21 protein-coding genes and 1 tRNA gene are annotated in these 21,287 nt (G+C 68.4%); 17 read left to right on the top strand and 5 right to left on the bottom strand.

Features of this window, described 5'->3' with window-relative positions; genetic code table 11:
• The first annotated feature begins 680 nt into the window (after positions 1-680).
• From QMG73_RS12190 to QMG73_RS12120, 15 genes are all read left to right on the top strand, one after another.
• Positions 681-932, top strand: coding sequence for a DUF6284 family protein (locus tag QMG73_RS12190; RefSeq protein WP_281894748.1), 252 nt, complete (start codon positions 681-683; stop codon positions 930-932).
• A gap of 360 nt (positions 933-1,292) precedes the next feature.
• Positions 1,293-1,643: a hypothetical protein gene (locus tag QMG73_RS12185; protein ID WP_281894746.1), complete on the top strand. Its 351-nt coding sequence runs from the start codon at positions 1,293-1,295 to the stop codon at positions 1,641-1,643.
• Positions 1,643-3,007: a hypothetical protein gene (locus QMG73_RS12180; RefSeq protein ID WP_281894744.1), complete on the top strand. Its 1,365-nt coding sequence runs from the start codon at positions 1,643-1,645 to the stop codon at positions 3,005-3,007. The genes QMG73_RS12185 and QMG73_RS12180 overlap by 1 nt, the downstream gene beginning before the upstream one ends.
• A gap of 18 nt (positions 3,008-3,025) precedes the next feature.
• On the top strand, positions 3,026-3,220 hold the full coding sequence (locus tag QMG73_RS12175) for a hypothetical protein (protein WP_281894741.1): 195 nt from the start codon (positions 3,026-3,028) through the stop codon (positions 3,218-3,220).
• A 100-nt stretch (positions 3,221-3,320) separates the two neighbouring features.
• The gene (locus QMG73_RS12170) at positions 3,321-3,785 is read left to right on the top strand and encodes a DUF3307 domain-containing protein (RefSeq protein ID WP_281894740.1); all 465 of its coding nucleotides are present in this window, start codon (positions 3,321-3,323) and stop codon (positions 3,783-3,785) included.
• Between the two features lie 157 nt (positions 3,786-3,942).
• Positions 3,943-4,176 carry a hypothetical protein gene (locus tag QMG73_RS12165; RefSeq protein WP_281894738.1) on the top strand — a complete coding sequence of 78 codons (234 nt, stop codon included), beginning with the start codon at positions 3,943-3,945 and terminating at the stop codon, positions 4,174-4,176.
• Positions 4,173-6,299, top strand: a complete 2,127-nt coding sequence (locus QMG73_RS12160; RefSeq protein WP_281894736.1) for an FtsK/SpoIIIE domain-containing protein — start codon at positions 4,173-4,175, stop codon at positions 6,297-6,299. Before QMG73_RS12165 ends, QMG73_RS12160 begins: the two co-directional genes overlap by 4 nt.
• Before the next feature lie 458 nt (positions 6,300-6,757).
• On the top strand, positions 6,758-7,084 hold the full coding sequence (locus QMG73_RS12155; protein ID WP_281894733.1) for a hypothetical protein: 327 nt from the start codon (positions 6,758-6,760) through the stop codon (positions 7,082-7,084).
• A 46-nt stretch (positions 7,085-7,130) separates the two neighbouring features.
• The gene (locus QMG73_RS12150) at positions 7,131-7,499 is read left to right on the top strand and encodes a hypothetical protein (protein WP_281894731.1); all 369 of its coding nucleotides are present in this window, start codon (positions 7,131-7,133) and stop codon (positions 7,497-7,499) included.
• A 2-nt stretch (positions 7,500-7,501) separates the two neighbouring features.
• Positions 7,502-7,930 carry a hypothetical protein gene (locus QMG73_RS12145; RefSeq protein WP_281894728.1) on the top strand — a complete coding sequence of 143 codons (429 nt, stop codon included), beginning with the start codon at positions 7,502-7,504 and terminating at the stop codon, positions 7,928-7,930.
• A 46-nt stretch (positions 7,931-7,976) separates the two neighbouring features.
• Positions 7,977-8,888 (top strand): bifunctional DNA primase/polymerase, encoded by a 912-nt coding sequence (locus QMG73_RS12140; RefSeq protein WP_281894725.1) that lies wholly within the window; start codon positions 7,977-7,979, stop codon positions 8,886-8,888.
• Entirely contained in the window at positions 8,885-9,187 is a 303-nt protein-coding gene (locus QMG73_RS12135) for a DUF4031 domain-containing protein (protein WP_281894722.1), read from the top strand. The genes QMG73_RS12140 and QMG73_RS12135 overlap by 4 nt, the downstream gene beginning before the upstream one ends.
• Entirely contained in the window at positions 9,184-10,767 is a 1,584-nt protein-coding gene (locus QMG73_RS12130) for a hypothetical protein (protein ID WP_281894720.1), read from the top strand. Before QMG73_RS12135 ends, QMG73_RS12130 begins: the two co-directional genes overlap by 4 nt.
• A gap of 617 nt (positions 10,768-11,384) precedes the next feature.
• Positions 11,385-11,585 (top strand): helix-turn-helix domain-containing protein, encoded by a 201-nt coding sequence (locus QMG73_RS12125; RefSeq protein WP_281894719.1) that lies wholly within the window; start codon positions 11,385-11,387, stop codon positions 11,583-11,585.
• A complete protein-coding gene (locus tag QMG73_RS12120) occupies positions 11,582-12,967 on the top strand; it encodes a site-specific integrase (protein WP_281894717.1) in 1,386 nt (461 codons plus the stop codon). The genes QMG73_RS12125 and QMG73_RS12120 overlap by 4 nt, the downstream gene beginning before the upstream one ends.
• Positions 12,968-13,845: 878 nt before the next feature.
• On the opposite strand, the gene QMG73_RS12115 is transcribed toward QMG73_RS12120, so the two are convergent.
• The 3 genes from QMG73_RS12115 to QMG73_RS12105 all read right to left on the bottom strand — a co-directional run bounded on the left by QMG73_RS12115 (position 13,846) and on the right by QMG73_RS12105 (position 18,143).
• Positions 13,846-13,919: transfer RNA gene (locus tag QMG73_RS12115), tRNA-Met, on the bottom strand.
• Positions 13,920-14,059: 140 nt separating this feature from the next.
• Positions 14,060-17,050 carry a UPF0182 family membrane protein gene (locus QMG73_RS12110; protein ID WP_281894716.1) on the bottom strand — a complete coding sequence of 997 codons (2,991 nt, stop codon included), beginning with the start codon at positions 17,048-17,050 and terminating at the stop codon, positions 14,060-14,062.
• Between the two features lie 73 nt (positions 17,051-17,123).
• Complete coding sequence (locus QMG73_RS12105; protein WP_281894713.1) at positions 17,124-18,143, bottom strand: YlbL family protein; 1,020 nt, start codon at positions 18,141-18,143, stop codon at positions 17,124-17,126.
• An 86-nt stretch (positions 18,144-18,229) separates the two neighbouring features.
• Here QMG73_RS12105 and QMG73_RS12100 point away from each other — a divergent pair, with 86 nt between their 5' ends.
• The gene (locus QMG73_RS12100; protein ID WP_281894710.1) at positions 18,230-19,441 is read left to right on the top strand and encodes a zinc-dependent metalloprotease; all 1,212 of its coding nucleotides are present in this window, start codon (positions 18,230-18,232) and stop codon (positions 19,439-19,441) included.
• Between the two features lie 4 nt (positions 19,442-19,445).
• On the opposite strand, the gene QMG73_RS12095 is transcribed toward QMG73_RS12100, so the two are convergent.
• Positions 19,446-20,045 (bottom strand): hypothetical protein, encoded by a 600-nt coding sequence (locus tag QMG73_RS12095; protein WP_281894708.1) that lies wholly within the window; start codon positions 20,043-20,045, stop codon positions 19,446-19,448.
• A 20-nt stretch (positions 20,046-20,065) separates the two neighbouring features.
• Positions 20,066-20,596 carry a M48 metallopeptidase family protein gene (locus QMG73_RS12090; RefSeq protein ID WP_281894707.1) on the bottom strand — a complete coding sequence of 177 codons (531 nt, stop codon included), beginning with the start codon at positions 20,594-20,596 and terminating at the stop codon, positions 20,066-20,068.
• Between the two features lie 423 nt (positions 20,597-21,019).
• Between QMG73_RS12090 and QMG73_RS12085 the strand changes: the two genes are divergently transcribed.
• Entirely contained in the window at positions 21,020-21,184 is a 165-nt protein-coding gene (locus tag QMG73_RS12085; protein ID WP_173057968.1) for a DUF5679 domain-containing protein, read from the top strand.
• Positions 21,185-21,287 lie beyond the last annotated feature (103 nt).

Here is a 21,287-nt window from a genome sequence, read left to right as displayed (position 1 = left end):
GGCAGATCGGAAGGAGGCGAGGAGCCCCGGCGGGGTCGGCCCGCCTGCCACTGCCGGACCGCTGCCGGTTTCCACACTGGCGATCGGCCGAACATACGGTCAGGTTGTGGAGCCTGGCTCCTGGACACGTACGCGGCCCACGTCGCACGGCTCACTGGCGCACCCGCGGACCGCAAGAACGCTAGAACGTCCTCGGTCGTCCACCAGTCCGTAGGCAAGTCACGCTTCGGCTCAGACATCACCCGCGAGCGTACCGGGCCGAAGGCGCGAACTCCCAGAGATCCATCGAAGGCAACCACTTGCGTGAGTACAACGTGGCGTTGTACGGTCGCGGCATCGAATACAGCGCCACGCTGTATTCGTCTTGATCTTTGAGAACTCCACAGAGGCAGCGTTGACCGGCTGTATCCCGAACGGTCAGGCGCCTTACCCCGGCCCGTTGGGAAACGGCACGCGGGGCGGCGCCAGCTAAGCAGCGACGGCCTAGGCCGTGAGCAGTAGTTACCTCGCATTGAGCCGCATGGCTGGCCGACCCCGGTAGGTCCCGGGTGAGCGAGGCGAGCAAGACCGGAAGGTCCGTCGCTGAGCAGTTTTCGACTTTCCCCTGATCGAGCCAAGGAACGGCGTGGCCCGTGTTGTGCGCTGCCGTTCCGCTGGCCGCAAGTCTTTGAGGAGACCTGATGGACAGGTTCGGTGCTGGCTCTGCGGAGCCGACTGGTGATGACTTGGTTGCGATCGAGGCTGAATGGCCGGTGATCGAGGCGGAGATAGACCTGGTGGACGCTGAGGCGCGGCTGGCCGCGGCGGATCACCCGTCGGAACTGGACTGGCGTGCCCTGCGTCGTGCTGAGGCCCGGGTGTTGCGGGTCGCGGCTGAGTTCTACGCCCGCCCGGCGCGGGCGGTTGGCTCGACGGTGCGGCAGGTGGCGTGATGGCTGCCCTTGCACAGTCGGTGCGGGTCACTATCCGCAACAGCGCCGCGTGGCGTACCTGCGAGACCTGCGACGCGCTGACCGCGCTTCCGTCCAGTGCGGAGCACTGCGCAGGTTCTCGGCGTAAGTCTCGGCGGGCCGCCCGATGACGGCGGGTCGCCGCTACCGGTCGACCTGCCGGCCCGGCCCTGTCGAGGTGGCCGACATCCACCCGGGTCGCTGCACCACCTGCGGTGACCCGCTGGCGTGGGTCGGCGAGCCCGGATCGGCCCGGATTCACGCGTGGTCCGGCCGTCTCGGTCTGCCACACCGTCCGTACGACCACCCCGCTACCTGCCCCCAACCGGAGGAGAGTCCGCTGTGAGTGTCCGTAAGCACCGCCGTGCGGTGTTCGCCGAGTTGCTGTTGCTGGCCGACCCGATCGGGTTCAGTGCCCAAGGTGACGGCATCTCGCTGACCTTCGAGTTCGCCACCGCCGCCGACCTGCGCTCGTGGCTTGAGCTGGCCGGGCTGAACGGCCCGTGCCTGCTGATCACCGAGCACGAACGCACTGACCAAAGCGGCCGGGCGTACCGGTCGCTGCACGCGTACCCGACCTGGCACGGCTGGGACATCTACGCGTCCGCGGTCGAGTACCCCGACGCGCCGCCGCTGGACCCGCCGACCCTGGACCAACTCGGCGCGCTGGCCGCGTCTGGAGGTACCGACTGATGACCAGTAACCCGCATGTGGCCAGCCTCGACGCTGGTCTGTCCCGCGCGGTCCGGCACGCCTCGATCGTCCGGCAAGCCTTTTACGCCGTGGTGCTGCTGGTGGCGCTGACCGGTCAGGTCATGGGCGCCCATCAAGCGCTCGACATCCCAATCGTGGTTGCGCTGCCCGCGGTGGCCGCGCTGGAGTTGGGCGGCATCGTCGTACTGTCCAATGCGGACGTACGCCGCCGCTTGGGTGAGCGCTCCACCCTGTCCCGGCTGTTGTCCGCCGGCATCGCCGCGGGTGCGGTCGCGTTCAACCTGCTGACCCACAGCGACCGGCTGCTGGCCGGATTCTTCGCCGGTATGAGCTTGCTGGGCTACCTGGTGTGGCTGATGCACACCGAGAACCAGCGCCGGGACCGGCTCCGCGCGACCGGGAACCTGCCACCGACCACGCCCGCCTATGAGGTGTTCGGGCATTGGCTGCGCCACCCGCTGTTGACCTTGCGGGCCAAGTCGCTGGCCAAGACCGACGCGAATCTGGGCCTGTACGGGTCGATCGAGGCGGCCCGCTACGAGGTCCGCCGGGAGCGTCGCCGTACCGCGATCGCCAAGGTGCTGCACCGCAAAATCCGCGCGGTGGTCGACCCGCTGACCGCGGACATCGCGACCGCGACCTACGACCTGGATGAGGTCGCCACGCGGTTGGCCGCGACCGCCGATTACGACAACCTGACCACGTTGATCGGCACCGATCTGCACCCGACACGGCTGGTCAACACCGACGCCGACCTCATCGCGCAAATCGAGCAGGCCCGCGACGGCGAGACCCGCGCGATCGCCGCGGTACAGGAGGCGAACACCGCCGCGGACGCCGCCACCGCGCGAGCACGTGACGCTGAGACGCACGCGGCCCGGATGGCTGACGAGGTCGCGACCACGGTGGACGCGCTCAACGCTCAGTACGAGATGCGGGCCGCGGTCGAGGCACGCGCCAACGACCTCGCTGGGCAGCTCGCCGACGCCATCCAGGCACGTCAGGCTGCCGAGGACGCCGCCGCGCGGGCGGTTGAGGCTACCGCCGCGCAGACGAGCGAGACCGACGCGCTACGCGCCCGGCTGGCCGAGCTGGAAGCGCAGACGGCACGCCTGACCAAGCAGATTCCGGCCCGTCCGGCGGCCCCGGTGAAGGCGAACCGTCCGGCGACGAAGCGCCAGCCCAGCAACGCGGAGCGGGTCGCCAAGGCCATCGCCCGTAGCCCTAAGGCCAGTGACGCCACGATCGCCGCCCGGCTTGATCTGTCTGAGGCCACCGTCAAGCGGCACCGTCGACAGGCTGTCGACAGCGTGTCGACACCCACCACCCTCCACGCCGCCTGACCTGAACGGAGCTTTGAGATGTCCCGCAAGTCTCGACCCGCCACCGAAGAAGACGTGAGCAACGTGGCCGCGTGGGCGCTGCTCAAGCTGGCCGGCAGGAGCGATCAGGGCCGGCAGGCGCTGCGTAGCCTGCCCCCGATCGTTCAGGAAGACCTCCACACCCGCGCTGCCGCCGAGCGTGAGCGGCAGGCGTACGGCCCGACCCTGACCTGATCCCGCCCGGTGGCGCGGCCCATGGCCTCGCAAACCCGTGCCGCGCCACCGGCCCCTCTTCCAAACCCCTCAGCTACGAGAGCCCTTCGGAGGAACCCCTATGTTCGCAGATCCGACCGCCGACCTGGGCACGTTCGCGGCGGTGTTCGCCGCCCTGTACGCCGCTCACCAGGTCGCCGACCACTGGGTACAGACCCAGCATCAGGCAGACACCAAGGGCCAGCCCGGATGGGCGGGCCGTCTGGCATGCGCGGCGCACGTGGCGACCTACACCGCCACCGGCATGCTCGCGCTGCTCACACTGTCGCTGGCCACCGGCTGGCGGCCCGACGCCTGGCACCTGACCACCGGTATGGCCCTCTCGGCCGTGTCGCACTACATCGCGGACCGGCGGACACCGCTACAGCGCATCGCCGCCGCGCTCGGATCGGCGAGGTTCTACGCGCTCGGCGCGCCCCGGCCCGACCACGATGACAACCCGTCGCTGGGTACCGGCGCGTACGCGCTTGACCAATCCTGGCACGTCGGCTGGCTGTTCGCCGCCGCGCTGATGGTGGCCGGATGAACCCCGGCGCGGCCGGTTGCACCTGCCGCAACACCGGCCGCTGCAAGCCCTGCGTAGCCCGCATCACCGCCGCCGTTGCCCGCGAGGCACACCCGCCCGCACAACGCACCGGAATCCGCGCCCTCACGCGCTTGTCCAGAAAGGACGCCGCCTGACCATGGCCATCGTGGCAACGCCCGCATCAACCGCAATCACTTACATCGCAACGGATCTGGACGAGTACGCCGCCGCGCTCGCCGACCTCGCTGAGGCGATCGAGCGCCGCGACGGTGCCGCCGTTGTGGAGCACATCGAGCGCATCCGTGCCACCGACCCGGACACCGCCGACACGCTGACTGACTGGCTGTCCTTTCAGGACATGTTCGAAGACGAGACAGAGGTGACCTGGTGACGACTGACCCGATGGTTCCGGCCGAAGACGTTGACGCGAAGTCGGCCCGGATCGTTGACCTGAACCAGCGGCGCGCCGACCGAGCCGCCGCCGCTGACGGGCTTGTCACCGCTGACGAGTCCGATGTGGAGACCATGGCGCCGGAGTCGGTGACGGCCGGGGCACCGGTCGACCCGCCCGACCCGCCCGACCGGCTGACCGACCTGCTCGACGCGCCGCGCCGGGTGCCGATCCTGCCCGCCTGGCTGGCCAACGTCGATGAGGCCCGCGCCCAGCTCGCCCGGACCATGGCCGTGGCCGGCTACCACGCCGGGGTACACGCGGTCCGCTCGCCGCTGTACGCGGGCAAGGTGGCCTGGTACGCGCCCAAGGGCGCGGGCCGGCTGGCCGGGCGGGTGCTGGGCTGGACGACCGCCGAGACCGGGAACTGGTCGCTTCGGCAGGACGCCGCCAACCGCAACGACGCCAAGACCTGGTTGGAGCTGGACCGGCACCGGCAGCGGCAAACCTCGTGGCGGTGGTGGGTCACCGCGGCCGGCCTGCTCGGCAGCCTCGCCGCCGCTGGGGTGTTGTACTCGGACCTGACCCCGTGGTGGGTCAAGGCTCCGGTACTGGCCGGTGGCCTGATCGCGCTGGCCCGCTACGGCCGGCCCCTGGATAAGCCGATCATTGAGCGGACGGTGGTCAAGGCCCGCTATCGCAAGCTCACCGCGGAGCTGACCCGCAAGGGCATCATGGCCACCGGCCTGGTCAAGCGGCCGGAGGACATCGTGTTCCCCGCCGGTATCGGCGAGATCCGCCGCGACGGTCCCGGCTATCTGGCCATCGTTGACCTACCCGATGGGGTTATCGCGGTCGACGTGGTCGAGGAGCGGGAGAAGCTGGCCGGTGGGCTGCGTCTGCCGATCGATCAGGTCTGGCCGGAGGTCATGCCCCGTGAGCACCCGTCCCGGCTGGCGTTGTGGGTCGCGGACCGGCCCGTGTCGGCGATGAAGCAACCGGCGTGGCCGCTGCTCAAAGACGGTCGCACTGACTTCTTCAAGCCGTTCGTGTTCGGGTTCGACCCGCGGATGCGGCCGGTCATGTACCGGATGGACGAACGGAACAGCCTGTTCGCGGGGTTCCCTGGCTCTGGCAAGAGCCTGTCCGCCCGCGTCGTGCTCGCTGGTATGGCCCTCGATCCGCTGGTCACGTTCGCGGTGTTCGACCTCGCCGGCCGCGGTGACTTCGACGCGTTCGAACCGCTGTGCGCGCCCGGCCTGTTCGGCTCCGGCGCCGACGATGGCACCAAGGCGGACGCGTACCGCATGTTGATGTGGCTGCTCAAGGAGTGCGACACCCGCGGCCCGCTGATCAAGAAGTACGCCACGGCCGGGTTGAACACCGAGAACAAGCTCAACCGCGCGATCGCGCTCAAGGACGCTCGGCTCCGGCCGATCGTGGCCGCGATCGATGAGGTTCAGGAGCTGATCACCGATCCGGAGATCGGCAAGAGCGCTGCCGCGGCTATGACCAGCATCGTCAAGCGTGGCCGCGCGCTCGGCATTCACCTGGTGATGATGACGCAGCGGATCGACAAGGAGTCGCTGCCCAAGGGCGTCACGTCGAACATCGCAATCCGGACCTGCCTCGCGGTGCCCTCGCACGTCGAGACCGATCTGGCGTTGGGTACCGGCGCCTACCGGCAGGGTGCCCGCCCGACGCAGTTCGAGATCGGCGTGGATGCCGGTTGGGGTGTGCGGGTCGGCTTCGGTCCGATGACCAGCGTGCGGGCCGCCTACCTCGACCGGGCTGCGGTCGAGCGGGTATGCCGCCGCGGCGTGGCCCTGCGCGGTGACGTGGTGGCCGGGGTCGACCTGCCGGCCGTCCGGGACATCCTGGATGACCTGCGGGCGGTGTGGGTGGCCGGTGAGCGTGGCCAGCACTGGGACACCCTCGCGCCGCGGTTGGCCGACCGGTTCCCCGACGCGTACAGCGCGCTCAACGCTGAGGCGCTGTCCGCGCTCGTGCGCGCCAAGAACATCGAGTCACGCAACGTGAAGGCGAACGGTGCGACCCGCAAGGGTGTGTACCTCGCTGACATCACCGCCGCCATCGAACAGCGGACGGCCGGCACCGACTGAAGGTCGGTAGCGGGCCGGGTAGCGGACCGGCAATAGGTAGCGGCGCCGCTACCCGGCCCGCTACCCGGCCCACCAGTACCAACATCCACCGGTAGCGGTAGCGGCCCATGGTCCGCTACCGCCGGTCACCCCTGTTTGGAGCCTTCCGTGACCCGCATCGTGGCCGCTACCAGCACAAACGTGCCCGTTATGTCCGCCATCCTATTCGCCGGAATCGCCCTTTTCGTTACTGTCGGCTACGCTGCCGCGTGCTGGCTCAAGCCGTTCACAGCCTGTCACCGCTGCAAGGGCACCGGCACCCGCGCACCGAGCCTGATTGACCGGCTCCGACGCCGCATCCCCCGCCCGCGGGCGCTACGCGGCCGGCCCGACTGTGGGCACTGCCGCGGCACCGGGCTACGGCTACGGATCGGCCGACGGGTGTTCAACCACTTCCGTCGTATCCGGCGGGCCGCCGGATGAGCTTCTTCGACTTCAACCCTGATCACACCGACTGGTGTGCCCGCAACCACCTGTGCGGCACCGCCGGAGAGCACCGCTCTGACTCGATCCGGGTCGACCTGCGGGCCGTCGGCGGTGCCGCCTACGGCGCCGCGAGCCTGGTCCGGGTCCGGGACGCCGACGGCCGCGAGTACGCCGAGATCCGCGCCCGGGTCGCGCTCGCCCCCGTCGAGCCGTACGCCCGCCGGCAGTTGCACACGCTCCTGAGTGGACTGCGTGACCTCGTGACCCGCGCGACGGTGGCGGGCCGCCCGGCACCGCGTAGCCGTCGCCGGGCCGCATGACTTCCCTTTGCCTGCCTTGTAACTCTCGTTGAGAGGACTCTGCACAGTGGACACCACAACCACGGCTAACCGCCTGCCTACCGGGTTCCGCGCGTACGGCGAGGTTGTCATGACCGCACCCGCCCGACCCGGTGACCTCGCCCACCGTCCGGCGTACCGGTGGATCGCCCACCCCGTCCCGGTTGGCACCGCCGCCGCGGCGGCCCCGGCCGATACCGCCGCGCTCATGAACTCCCACCGCACCGGCAGCATCCTTGTGCGGCCCGCGTGCGAGCCAGCACCGGACCCGGCCGAGACCACCGCCACCACTGGGTGGCACGAAACCGACATGTGGCAGATGAGCGCCGGATGGGCCGACTACCAGCACGCGGCCCGCCCATGCACCGCCGCGCAGTGCTTCCCGAACGAGGGGTAGCCGTGGACCGGCACCGCGCGACAACGACCGCGGCCGGCCGCGCAAGCCAGCGGCCGGCCGGTCGTCCGTCCGGCATACAGGTGCTCGCCGACGCGCAACGGGCCGGCGTCACCCTGACCCGCAACCCGACCGGTACCGGCATCAACGTCGACGGCCCACCCGCGGCCGGGCCGCTGGTTGCCGACCTGCGCGAACGCGGCGCGTTGCTACGTCACGTGTTCTGGGTCTACACCGGCATAGCCCCGCTACTGGACTGGCAGAACGAACACCGGGCCACCGTCATCGAGCCGACCCGCCCCTGCCACCTGTGCGGCCGGCCTACCAGTCTGCTCGACCCGTTCGACCGACGCCCGTGTCACAAGACCTGCGCCGAAACCGCCATCAAGCCGCGGCCGGTACCGGTGGCCCGCGGCCGGCCCGCCGCGGCATAGCCCGCCTGTCGACGCCCCGCCTACTCCTGCAAGGGAGGAACCCCGCATGCCCGACCTGCTAACCGCCGCGCTCGACCACGCGGCGCGTGGCTGGCACGTGTTCCCGCTACGCCCCAACGACAAGCGGCCCGCGTTTCCCGACCACCCTGAGGACGCCTGTACCGGCAGCGACCCGCGATGCCGCACCGCCGGGCGGCACGTCGGGTGGGAGGAACGGGCCACCGTCGACCCGGCCCGGATCACCCGCGCATGGTCCGCGGGCCGGTGGGGGATCGGGATCGCGTGCGGCCCGTCCGGGCTGCTCGTGGTCGACCTCGACCGACCCAAGACCGCCGGCGGCCCGGACGGCATCGAGGTGTTCGGCACCCTGTGCGAACAGCACCACGTGGCGGACGCGTGGACGACGTACACGGTCCGTACCGGTTCCGGTGGCCTGCACCTGTACTACCGGCACCCGCCTGCCGGGCCGCGGCTGCGCAACACCCAAGGCGACCGGGGTGGACTCGGCCCGGCCGTCGACACCCGTGGCCACGGCGGGTATGTCGTGGCCGCGGGCAGCACCGTCGCCGGCCGCGGGTACGAGGTCGACGGGGAAACCGACCCGGCGCCGCTACCGGGCTGGCTGGCCACCCTGCTACGGCCGGCACCCCCGGCGCCGCGGCGGGCGGTGGTCCTCGACCTGGGCACCGGACGCCGGGCCGCCTACGTCCGCGCCGCGATCGAGCGGGAAACCGCGCTGGTCGCCGACGCTGCCAAGGGTGAGCGTAACCATCTGCTCTACACCGCGGCGGTCGCGCTCGGCCAACTCGTGGCCGGTGGCGCACTGACCGAACACGACGCCACCACGGCGTTGACCGACGCCGCCGGGCGGGCCGGACTCAGCCCGACCGAGACGGCCAGGACCATCCGATCCGGGCTGCGGGCCGGTGCCAAGAGCCCTCGGAGCGTGGCCGCATGAGCGTCTACGTCGACAACGCCCGCATACCGGCCCGGGTCGGTCGCATCAGTGCCCGTTGGTCGCACCTGACCGCAGACACCAAGGAGGAGCTGCACGCGTTCGCGTCGCGGATCGGGCTACGCCGGGCCTGGTTCCAGGACAAGGCCGACCTGGGAGGAGGCCCGGGAGTGCACTGGCACTACGACGTCACCGATACCAAGCGCCGGGAAGCACTCGCGGCCGGTGCCGTGCCGATCGACCTACGCCAGATGGGCGAGATCATCCGCGGCCGGCGTGACGCATTGAAGGGCAGGCCATGACCGACACCATCGACAAGCGTGGCCATCGGGTACAGGTCGGCACCGGCCCGGAAACCATCCGCGTGCTCAAGGCCGCGCTCGCCGATGGTCTACTGCCGGACACGTACGTGTCCGGCGGGACGTTGGTGCACATGGAGACCGTCTCGGGTGGTCTGCCCATGGTGGCCGCCGATGAGGACGCGCCGCTACCGGTCTCGGCCAGCACGTTGACCCCCGCCGGGCTGGCCGCACTGCTGGCCGCACACGCCTACGTCTACCGGCTCAAGACCCGCAAAGGAGACGACGGTCAACCTGAGCAGTACCCGGAAGAGGTCACCCCGCCACGGGAGATCCTGTCCTCAGTCCTTACGGGCAAGACATGGCCGAACGTGGCACCGCTACGCGGGATCATCGGCGCACCGGTGCTACGCCGCGACGGCACCCTGTTGCAGGCACCCGGCTACGACCCGGCTACCGGCCTGTTCCTGGCCACCAGGGTCGACCTGCCACCCGTCCCCGACCAACCCACACCGGAACAGGTACGGGCCGCCCGCACGTTCCTACTGGGCCGGTTCCTGCGGGACTTCCCCTGGTCCGGACCGGCGGACCGGGCGAACTATGTGGCGCTGCTGGCCACGCCGATCCTGCGGCACTTCACCCGATCACTGACCCCGTTCGCGTTGGTCGATGCCACCATGCCCGCCTCCGGCAAGACGATCCTGACCGCCGGGCCGGGCATGCTCTACGGCCAGCGCGTGTTGCCGTGGACCTACTCCGATGAGGAACTACGCAAGTCCATCACCGCCGTCCTGAATGAACAGGTCGGTGTGGTGATCTGGGACAACATCGCGGAGGGCAGCGTCATCGACTCCGCGATCCTCGCCCAGCTCGTCACCGGCGGCGTCTGGTCCGACCGGCCGTTGGGCACGTCCCGGAACATCGCCACCGTCAACGACCGCTTGTGGATGGCGACCGGGAACAACCTGCAAGTCGGTGGGGACATGGCATCCCGCACGGTGCGGGTTCACCTCGACCCGAACATGCCGCGGCCGGAGCAGCGCGACCAATCCGGTTTCGGCATCCCGCACCTTGACCAGTGGATCACCGTTCCGGCGAATCAGCTCACCGTGTTGTGGCATCTGCTGGTGATGGTGCTCGACTGGACCGGCAACGGGGCACCCCGCGCGGCGGGGATGTCGATGCGCCAGTTCACCCCGTGGGCGCAAGCGTTGGGCGGATTCCTCACGTATCACGGCATCGAGGGGTTCCTGACCAACCTCGCCGACGTGCGGGAGATAGACGAAGACGAAACACGCTGGCGCGCGTTCCTCACTTGCTGGCATGAGCGCCACGGCGGTAGGGCTATGACGGCCGCGGAACTGCGCAAGGACGGCGAACCGCAGACGTTCGCCGCAGAGGTCACCGACCCGTGGGACGGCCAGTTCATCACCACCCACAACGGCCGGCTACCCAACCCGCTTCAACTGGGTCGGCTGCTCACTGGGCAGGCTGGCCGGTGGCGCGGTGACCACGTGCTCCGCGCGGGCAAGAACGACCGCGGTGACCGGGCCGTGTTCTGGGTCGAACGACACGGCGGCTAAAACCGGCTGGAACATCTCCGCATCTCCGCAATCCCCGCAGAAACGGCCCGCTACCGGCGCAAACACCCTGCGGAGATAGCCCCGTCTCGACAACCCTCGATCTCCGCATCTCCGCAACCGACTTTGCGGAGATGACAGCCGGTTGCGGAGATCTTGCCCCACCACTATTCAAGATCTCCGCAACCGTTTGCCCAGCTCAACGGCACGTTTGCGGAGATGCGGAGATGCGGAGATGTTCCAGCCCTCCCGACAAGCAACGAACCGACACCGACCGACCTAGATCCACCCCACCACCAGACGCCCTCAGAGCCACACAGACAATCGGACGCATGTAAAGACATCAGGACATGACAGATCTTGGCTCAGCGGTGCTCTCAGCGGGCCGCCCTACGGCCCGCTGACGAATCGACCCCCATACCCACCCCGGAACCGCCCGCCCCTCCGAAAGGCGCCCACGATGCGTCTCAGGCTCCACGGCACCCGGCAGAGAACCGCGCCACGCTCGCGATCCTCGCCGATGTGCTCCACATCCGGACCCGTCACCCGGCCCTACCCCGACCGGCCACCGTCCACCTTGGAACGGATCTACCTCGACGCCCAACCCGAAGGGAGTCCAAGTGAGCACCAACGCCATAACCGACCTGCCCGCCCTGCTCACGGTTCCGCGTGCTGCAAAGATCCTCGGACTCAGCCGCGCATCGGCGTATCGGTACGCAGCGGCCGGTGAACTTCCAGTCAAACGGTTCGGTGGACGCGTGTATGTCATCACCGCCAAGATTCGGTCCCTGTTGGACGGATCGGAGGAGCTGCCTGCATGAGCAAGCCAAAGCGTGTCCAACGGCTGGCGGTGCCGGGGGTGACGGTCTATCCGCGTGGGAAGAGCTTCGCGTACAACGTGGACCTCGAACCTGATCCCCTGACCGGCAAGATTCGGTATGAGTACAAGGGCGGCTTCACGACGGAGGAGGAGGCATGGACCGCCGCGCTCAAGGCGAAAGCCGCGGTTGACGCCGGTCGCCGGGTTTCGCCGTCCCGGCGGACGGTCGCCACCTACCTCGCCGAATGGCTGACCTCGATCAAGGACGCGATCAAGCCATCCACCTACGCGAACTATGTCGACTACATCGACGCGTACGTCCTTCCGCAGATCGGTCAGCGACGGTTGCAGGACATCGATGTGCCGGTGTTGAACGCCCTGTACCGATACCTGTTGAAGTCCGGACGCTGCAAGCCGGACAACAACGCACGGATGTTCAACTACTGGCAGACCCGCAAGGCCGCCGGGGTCGAGCCCAGGCCGAGAGAGATCGCCGCGCACTGCAAGGTCAGCATTTATGCGGCCCGGTCCGCTGTTTTGCGGTACCGTCGCGGCCGCATCCCGGTCGCCAAGTCACCGGGACTTGCCCCGAAGACGGTCAAGAACGTGCACCGGATGTTGCACCGGGCCTGGATTGACGCGGTTGCCTGGCGCTACATCGAGTTCAACCCGGCCGCGCATGCGAGCCTGCCAAGGGAGAGCCGAAAGGGAAAGCGCCGCCGCGGTGCGACGTGGACGCCCGATCAACTCAAGGCGTGGCTTCGGATGGCCACCGCCGATCGGGACGCCGCGCTGTGGGTGCTGGTCGCCACAACCGGGATGCGGCGGTCAGAGCTGGCTGGGGCTGATCGGGGCCTACTCGACCTTGACGCCGGAACAATGACCATCGAAGACACCCGAGTCGTGGTCAACGGCAAGACTGAAGACTCGGATGGGAAGACGGAAAGTTCGAACAGGACCATCGCGCTCGATCCGCTCACGGTGACGTACCTGCGCTTCCATCTGGCCATGCTCGACCGGGAAAGCCGGGAGTTCGGCATGGCGTATCACGGCCACGGCAAGCTCTTCTGTCACCCCGACGGTCGACCGATCCATGCAGACACGATCACCCGCCGGTTCAATCGACTGGTTGATCGGGCTGGGGTCCCTCGGATCCGGCTCCATGATGTACGGCACACCTACGCCACGATGTCCCTCGACGCAGGCGTCGAGCCGAAGGTGGTGAGCGACCGAATCGGGCATGCCAACATGGCGTACACGCTGAGCATCTACACACACCGTTCAACAGGCCGGGACCGGAGTGCAGCCGAGAAGGTGGCTGATTTGATCTTCAGTTCAGGGTGGGAGATCTCGAATAGCGCACAAACCGGCGAATCTAGCTAGTCAGCCCATACCGGGGTTAAGTATAGGTAAGTCTGTGCTCATAACTCATTAGATGTCCGTTTAGCCTGATATGCCTTTCAGGTGACTCCGGCGCGTCAATTCCCCAAGGTCACTCCGAAGGCCCTAGGTTGGTGGCATCACCCAAAAGGGGGTGGCAAGAACGAAGCAGGGGGTATAGCCCAGAATCAGCGACAGTGCTGGTCACCTTCGGCACCGTGCGCTTATTTATCGATGCATGTCGATATGGGAATCCTCTGCCCGACCGTTCCTGACAGGCTGGTCGAGCCTGGTCCACCCGTCAGGAATGACGAGGGGGGCGACAGCTCTCGCCGTCGTCCCCCCTCGCGGTGAAACGGTGGTGCGGGTCGGGTTAGCGGCGGCGGCGGCAAACCTCAGCCGTTACCTGCCCGCCCACTGAAACAATCCGAAGCAAGAAGGCCGCCCTGTGATATCCGTGCATGTGAAGCACATCGGACGTCAGGTTCAGTGGCCCACAAGCCAGGGCTAGGCCACGGCTTGCCTTGTCTCGGAACTGGACAGTGGTTTTACGTCGGTGTTTACCCCTCATGAAACCCTTTCGTGGATCTCAGGCCAGACGCACTGTTCGCCGGCTGAGGGGGCCGACGCGCCGAGTCCGGCATAGATACACAGGGATCACGAAAGCAGAGGAACACACCTGACCTCGAACATTAGGCGATCGAGGTTCCCGGCGGGAGCGTGACGCGCCGGTGCCGTAGGGAAATCGAAACGGCCGGACGGCTGCTTCTACTGTCCGATCTGGGACAGCTAGGTCAGGAGTGGGGTCTCAGCTACACATCTGGCTACACGTACATACGAAACGGCCCTCCAGATGATCTCTGGAGGGCCGTTTTCCCTTGTAGCGGGGACAGGATTTGAACCTGCGACCTCTGGGTTATGAGCCCAGCGAGCTACCGAGCTGCTCCACCCCGCGTCGGCTCGTTAACAGTAGCGCACGGATCCCAGGACCTCCAAAACGACCCCCCGTGGCGTGCGCCACGGGGGGCGCCCCAATGATCAGGGCGTCCCTCAAGTCGCTCTTACGACTTGAGGGACGCCCTGATCACGGTGGGGTTAGCCGCCTGGGGTTGGGGATGGGGTGGCTGGTGGGGCTGACGGGGTTGCCGATGGCGCTGGGGTCGACGGTGCGGCGCCCGCGGCGTTCAGGGCGGCCTGGAACGCCGTCATCGCGTCGTCGAACGCCTTGAGTGCCCGACCCTCGCGCTCGAAGTCACCGGCCGCGCGGGCGGCCTTGACCTCGGCCCAGGCGCTCTCCACCCGGTCGGCGGCGGCCGCCAGTTCGGGAGTAAGCGCCTGGTTGCCGCCGGTTGTTGGCGGCGGATTCTCGCCGCCCGATGTCGGCGGTGGTGCGCCGCCCTGCTGGCCCTGTCTGACGAGTTCCTTGATGCCATCCGCGAGCGAGTTTGCCAGTACGACGTACGAGCCGTCGCCGTAGGAGAGCAGCACCTTCTGCAGCAGCGGGTACGCGTTCTCCTGGTTGCTCTGCACGTAGACCGGCTCGACGTACAGCATGCCGTCGCCGAACGGCAGGGAGAGCAGGTTGCCGTAGAGCACTCTGGCCTGGTTGGACTGCAACAGGTTCAGGTCTGTTCGGATCTGCGCCACCGTGTTGGTCATCTGTTGATGGACCTGTACGGGGCCGGAGACGGCGGTTTGATCCGGCAGTTCCCAGACGGCCAACTGTGGCTTGTCGTCCACGTAGGAGCCGGAGATCAGCGCGGCGAGGTTCTGCCGGCCAAGCGGTGTGACCGCCGACGTGAGCTGGAAGCGTGGCTGGTCCTGACCGGGGAACTGCGTCATCAGGTAGTACGGAGGCTGCTTGACGTCGCTGTCAGGGTCGTCGGGAGCGTTGGGCACCTCCCAGAAGTCCGAGCCGGAGAAGAAGTCGCCCGGGTCCTGGACGTGGTACCGCGACAGCATGTTGCGCTGCACCTTGAACAGGTCGGCCGGGTACCGGAAGTGCTGCGCCAGCTCCTGCGGGATCTCCGACTTGGGCTTGACCAGCTCACCGCCGAAGGCCTTGTTCCACGCCTTGAGCACCGGGTCGGTCTCGTCGAACTGGTACAGCGTCACGGTGCCGTCGTACGCGTCGACGGTGGCCTTGACCGAGTTGCGGATGTAGTTCACGTCTTCCCGGGCGAGCGCGAACGTGCCCGTGCCGGTCAACTCGTCGCGCGTCTCCGCCTGGAGGTTGATGCGCTCGGAGTACGGGTAGGTGCCGGACGTCGTGTAGCCGTCGAGGATCCACTTGATGCGCCCGTCGACGACCGCCGGGTACGGGTCGCCGTCGATGGTCAGGAACGGCGCGACCTTCTCCACCCGGTCCCGGGGGTTCCGCACGTACAGCAGCTTCGAGTTGTCGGTAACCGCGTCGGAGAGCATGAAGTTCGACTCGCGCTCCTTGATGGAGTACAGCAGCCGCCGCGTGAACGAACCGATCTCGACGCCGCCGGTGCCGTCGTACGTGTAGTACTGGCCCTGCTCGCCGGTGCTGCCGATCGGCCGGTCGAACTCGACGTTGCGGTCGGCGTCGGCCTGGCCGACGATCGCGTAGTCGGCGCCGGTCTGGCCCATCAGCTCGCCGTAGTAGATCCGCGGCTGGTCGACCTTGATCTGCTCCGACGCCGACGAGCACGCCTTGCTGGCCTGCTCACCGAGGAAGCCGGAAACGAAGTACGGCTGGCCGCCGGGGCACACCTGGTTGGCGGGCGCGCTGACCAGCCCGTACCCGTGCGTGTAGACAGTGTGCCGGTTGATCCAGTTGCCCTGCTGCTCGGTCAGCTTGCCATAGTTGATCTCGCGCATGCCCACGACGTAGTCCTGGGTCTTGCCGTTCACCGTGTACCGGTCGATGTCGAGCTTCTCACCGAAGTCGTAGAAGCCACGCACCTGCTGGAGCTGGGTGAACGCCTGCGACACCAGCGCCGGGTCGAGCAGCCGGATGTTGGGCACGACGGAGGTGTCGGTAGCGAGAGTCGCCGGCGGTACCAGGTTGTTGGCCTGGTAGTTGGCGCTCTTGGTGTCGGTGAGGCCGAACGCGTCGCGCGTGGCCTGGATGCTGCGCTCGATGTACGGGCGCTCCTTGTCGCGCACGCTCGGGTTGACCTCGAACGTCTGCACGGCCCAGGGGTAGATGCCGCCGATCGCGACCGCCGAGATGCCGAGCAGGGCCAGCGAGACGCCGGGCCAGACGAGGTTGCGCATCACCGCGTTGGAGAACAGCACTATCGCGATCGCCACGACGATCGAGATGTAGGCCAGTATCTCCTTGGCCGGCAGCAGCGCGTTGATGTCGGCGTACCCGGCGCCGTACAGCTTGGTGCCCTCGTTGTACGACAGCAGCAGCGCGCGCCGGTCGAGCACGTACGCGATCGCCTTCAGCAGCACGAACACCGCGACCAGCGAGGTGAGGTGCGCGCGGGCGGCGGTGGTCATGCGGTCGCCGATGCCCTGCAGGCGCACGCCCCCGAAGACATAGTGGACCGCCAGCGCGCCGAGCACCGACAGGACGACCGCGGTGAAGCCGACGCCGAGCAGATAACGCCAGAACGGGTACTCGAAGACGTAGAACCCGATGTCGACGCCGAACTCCGGGTCTTTCACCCCGAACGGCTGGGCGTTACGGAAGAGCATCCACTGGCTCCATCGGCCCTGCGCGGAGAGGCCGGCGAAGAGGCCGATGATGGCGGCCAGCGCGGCGATCCAGGTGCCGATGCGCGGGCTGAGCACCATCCGGTACCGCTCCAGCGTGGCCTGCTCGGCGGAGTGCGGCCGCAGCAGCGGGCGCAGCCGGTAGGCCAGGTACAGGTTGCCGCCGACGACGACCGCCATCGCCAGACCGACCGCCAGGAAGAGCAGGATGCGGGTCGTCAGCACATCGGTGAAGACCTGCGTGTACTGCACCTCGTCGAACCAGAGCCAGTCGGTCCACGCCTCGACCGCCCAGCCCAGCAGGGTGAAGAGTAGGAACACCCCTATGAGTACGCCGACCGTGACGCGACCGCGTCGGCTCATCCTCGGCAGGGGACTACTACGCATAACCACGGCAGGCTCCGCAAAGTTAGGGTCCGATCTGCTCCGATCAGGCCACCTACAGTACGGGGTGTACCTGGAGCGGTTAGCAGAGGCTCGGCTGCGCTCCGTCACGCACTGCCTTGAGCGCCGCCAGCGCGTCGTCCAAGGTACTGACCTTGGCCAGCGGCAGCCCGGACTGTGCGTTGCTCTTGGCCTCCGCGCAGTTGTCGGCGGGCGTGAGGAACACCGTGGCGCCCGCGTTCTTGGCACCGACCAGCTTCTGCGCGATGCCACCGATCGGCCCGACCCGGCCCTCGTCGTCGATGGTGCCGGTGCCGGCGATGATGTGGCCGCCGGTGAGATCGTCGTCGGTGTCGAGCTTGTCGATGATGCCGAGGGCGAACATCAGCCCCGCGCTCGGGCCGCCGATCTCGTCCAGGTCGATCTTGAGCTCGAACGGATGCGGCTGCTTCTGCTCGATCTCGATGCCGATGCGCGGCGGCTGCCCTTCCTGCGCCCGCGTGGTGAGCTTGGCGCTGGTGGCCTTGCCGTCCCGCGTGAACTCCACGTTGAACACGGTGCCCGCCGGCTTCGCCTGGATCAGCTCGGTCAGCCGGGGCGCGGTGGTGATCGCCTCACCGTCTACCTTGGTGATCACGTCGCCGGCACGGAGTACGCCTTCCGAAGGCCCACCGGCGACGACGTTCTTCACCGCTACCTGTACCGGATAGCCAAGCTCGACGAGCGCCGCGGTCTCGGCGCTGGTCTGCGACGCCGCGAACTCCTGGGCGTTGCGCTCCTCGACCTGCTTCTCGCTCTCGTCCGGCGGGTAGATCAGCTCGCGCGGCACCACGGCCTTCTCGTCGTTGAACCAGCCGGCGATCGCGGCGAGCAGCTTCACGTCGGGCTGGACGCCGACCGTGGTCAGCCGGAGCTGACCCTTCGAGGTCGAGGTCGCGGTGCCAGAGATCTGGATGACCTCCTTGCCGTCTTCCTTGCCCAGCGTGTCGACCGTCGGCCCGGGCCCCAGCACCACGTAGGGGATGGGTGCCGCCAGCACGCCGATGCTCAACAGCGCGGTAATCACCGCACCGAGGAGGACAGTGACACCGCGACGTCTCATGCGCGAAGCGTACCCACCCCCGGTTTCACCCTGAGCTTAAGGACGTAGCCAGGCAGCCCACAGATGCCGCGCGTACCGTGGACTGCGTGCCTGATATCCCGTTCGGCTTCGCTCTCCCAGGCGCACAGCCGCCCGACCCCAACGACCCGCAGCAGATGCAGCAGTTCATGGCGCAACTGCAGCAGCTGCTCGCCTCACCCGGCACCGGGCCGGTCAACTGGGACCTGGCGCGCCAGGTCGCGGTGAGCCAGCTCTCCCCCGCGGGCGACCCGGCGGTCAACCCGTTCGACCGCAACGCGGTCGACGAGGCACTGCGCCTGGCCGACCTGTGGCTGGAGCCGACGTCCGCACTGCCGTCCGGCATCCACACCTCGGTCGCCTGGAACCGCAACGAGTGGATCTTCAACACGCTCCCCGTGTGGAAGAAGCTGTGCGACCCGGTGGCCGGCCGCATGGTCGCCGCCATGGGCGACCTCGTGCCGCCGGAGGCCCGCGCTCAGCTCGGCCCGATGCAGTCAATGGTCGCCACGCTCGGCGGCGCGCTCTTCGGAGGCCAGCTCGGCCAGGCGCTCGGGTCGCTCGCATCGGAGGTGCTCTCCGCCGGCGACATCGGCCTGCCGCTCGGACCGGCGGGCACGGCCGCGCTCGTCCCGGCCAACATCAACGAGTACGGCAAGGGGCTGGAGCTGCCGCTCGACGAGGTACGCCTGTACGTCGCCCTGCGCGAGGCGGCTCACCAGCGGCTCTTCCAGCACGTGCCGTGGCTGCGTGGTCACGTGCTGACGGCGGTCGAGATGTACGCGGCCGGCATCACCGTCAACCGCGAGGCCATCGAAGAGGCGATGGGCCGGGTCGACCCGACGAATCCGGAGTCGATGCAGGCGATCGTCCTCGAAGGCATCTTCACGCCGGAGGACACCCCGGCGCAGAAGGCGTCTCTCGCCCGGCTGGAGACCGCGCTCGCGCTCGTCGAGGGCTGGGTCTGCCACGTGGTCGACAGTGCCGCCGGCGAGCGGCTGCCCAACGTCGTGAAGCTCGGCGAGGCGTTCCGGCGCCGGCGGGCGGCCGGCGGCCCGGCGGAGCAGACGTTCGCGGCGCTGGTGGGGCTGGAGTTGCGGCCGAGGCGGCTGCGCGAGGCGGCCACGCTGTGGGCCGCGCTCACCGAGCACCGGGGCATCTCGGGCCGCGACGCGCTGTGGGGCCACCCCGATCTGCTCCCGTCGGCGGAAGACTTCGCCGACCCCGACGGCTACGCCCGCTCCCAGCTCGACCTAGGCAACCTCGACGACCTGCTCTAGCCGTTCAAGAGGCCGACAGGAGGGCTCGGGTGGTGTCCCAGCCCTCCACGGCCGGGTTGAGCGTCGCCAGGTCCACGGGGCCACGCATGCGGCGCCACCCCGGCGAGACACCCACGTTCGCCGCGCGCGGCGCCGCGCTCCGCAGCGCCGCGACGGAGCCGCTGTCGAGATCGACGGCCGGCAGCCAGTCGGGTGCCGGCAACCGGGCCGCCAGGCCGAGCAGGCCGGGCCCGGGGTCGGCCGGCGCCGCCGCCAGCGGCCGGGTGGTCAGAGGGCGCAGGAGCTTTCCGAGCAGCAGTCCGGGTACGTCCGGAGCGTCACCGGCCACGGTGGCGGCCTGCTCGAAGCCGTCCTTGGCCGCCGCCGCGAAGATCGCCGAGGCGCTCAGGTCGGGCACCTCGTAGACCGGCATGCTCGGCCAGGCCACCGACTCGGCGAGCGCGCGGTCACCGGCGGTCGCGGCGATGGCCGGCTCGACCTCGTTGAGCGTCGCGAGCAGATCGACCACGTCTTCCACCAGCGCGGCTCGCCACGTCTCGTGATCGACACCCGGCGGATGCCAGGTCACCGGCCCGAGGACCGCAATGATCACGCGTCGTACCACGGGAGAAGGCTAACCCAACCTCAATCGGCCAGGACGACGCCTGTGGCGGCCGCTATCCCTTCGAGGTACCCCCGGGCACGCTCAGCCTTCGGATAGCGCCCCACGAGCTCCCAGAAGCTGGCGTTGTGGCTCGGCACGACGAGGTGGGCCAGCTCGTGCAACAGCACGTAGTCGATCACCCACTCGGGCATCTCCTGGATGCGGTGCGAGATGCGGATCGTGCGGTCGGCGGGGGTGCAGGAGCCCCAGCGGCCGTTCTGGTTGGTCACCCAGCGCACGCTCGTCGGTACCACGATCCGGGTGTGCTCGCTCAGGTATCGCCCGATCAGCCGGCGCGCCCTCACCAGCAGCTCGTCGTCGGAGCGGCTGACCCGCTCCTCCCGGGCTGCGAGCCGGGCCAGCATGCGGTCGACCCACTCGGTCTCCTCGGCCCGGGAGAACTGATCGGGGATGAGCACTACCACGCGCTCGCCGTCGCGGTACGCGGACACCGTCCGCCGCCGGCGCTGACTGCGCCGTACCTCGACGACTGGCTTGCGCGCCGCAGCCATTACTGGCCCGCGCAGCCCCGGGCAACGTTCACGATGGCACGCTAATCCGTACGTGCCAGGTGGCCGCAAGAGTCAAGACATCTTGGCCTGCCAGAAAAGCCCGGTTTGAACCGTATTATCCCGAAAAAATCTTGCATGATTACAGTTAGTGATCACTTGATCAGGGGTGTTCTGAGCGGTTCCTCCGGCGTGTCCCGGCGAAACTGACTTATCCGGTACATTCCCCCATGCACACTCACGTCGTCGGGTTCCTCACAGTGTCGACGCGTTGTCGACATGGAACTGCCCAAACATGGGTAGGGTCCGGCGGAACCGGCGGTCACACGGGTGGCCGCGGAGGGGGTCTCAGCGCCGGCGCCGTCCGGGCGCCGGTTGGGGGGACGCCGGAACGCAAAACCGGCAAAGAGTACGAGGAGGGGCACCGTGGCCACCAAAACCCAGACCTACAACGGGTACTGCGTCAAGTGCAAGGAGAAGCGGGACTTCGAGGGCACCGTCGAGGTGTCGAAGACCGGCATGAACATGGCCAAGGGCAAGTGCCCGGTCTGCGGCACGACCGTGAACCGGATCCTTGGCAAGGCCAAGTAAACCGAAACCGGAATTCGGGTCGTTCGCCGTCGGGGTCACCCACGGCCGCTACCTGTTTCCACAGTCACGGAAAGGGGCGGCCCGGTGGGCCGCCCCTTTCGTT

Origin of the sequence: Phytohabitans aurantiacus, assembly GCF_027923225.1 — a bacterium.
In the GTDB taxonomy this organism is placed as follows: Bacteria; Actinomycetota; Actinomycetes; order Mycobacteriales; family Micromonosporaceae; genus Phytohabitans; species Phytohabitans aurantiacus.
Note: the sequence above shows the minus strand (reverse complement) of the source record. Positions and strands in the feature narration are given on the sequence as shown.